Annotated in this window: 1 protein-coding gene; it reads left to right on the forward strand. The window is 68.5% G+C overall.

Annotation, left to right across the window (positions count from 1 at the left end; all coding sequences use genetic code 11):
* Positions 1–45 precede the first annotated feature (45 nt).
* Positions 46–504, forward strand: a 459-nt coding sequence (locus KDL01_RS41790; RefSeq protein WP_368861757.1) for an MFS transporter, incomplete at its 3' end; no start/stop codon positions are given.

A 504-nucleotide genomic window follows, 5' to 3' on the forward strand; every position in this document is an offset into this window, starting at 1 on the left:
GCCGCGGGTGGGGCGGGACGGTCCTGGCGGGCGGCTTTCACGTCACTGCGCATACCGAACTACCGGATCTACTTCGTCGGGCAGTCGATCTCGCTGACCGGCAGCTGGATGCAGATGACCGCGCAGTCGTGGCTGGTGCTCACGCTGACGCACTCCAGTACCGCGCTCGGGCTCGTGGTCGCGCTGCAGGCGCTGCCGGTGCTCGTGCTCGGGCCTTACGGCGGGGTCATCGCGGACCGGACCGACAAACTGCGGCTGATGACGATCCTTCAGGGGGTGATGGGGCTTCAGGCGCTCCTGCTCGGGCTGCTGGCCGTGTTCGGGGCGGTGCGGTTCTGGGAGTTGTGCGTTCTCGCCGTGTTCCTCGGCGTCAACAACGCGTTCGAGAACTCGCCGCGGCAGTCCTTCATCCGCGAGATGGTGGGCTACGACCAGCTCCGCAACGCGATCACGCTCAACTCGGTCACGGTCAACGCGGCGCGCGTGGTGGGGCCGGGGGTGGGC

This window comes from Actinospica durhamensis (assembly GCF_018139695.1).
In the GTDB taxonomy this organism is placed as follows: Bacteria; Actinomycetota; Actinomycetes; order Streptomycetales; family Catenulisporaceae; genus Actinospica; species Actinospica durhamensis.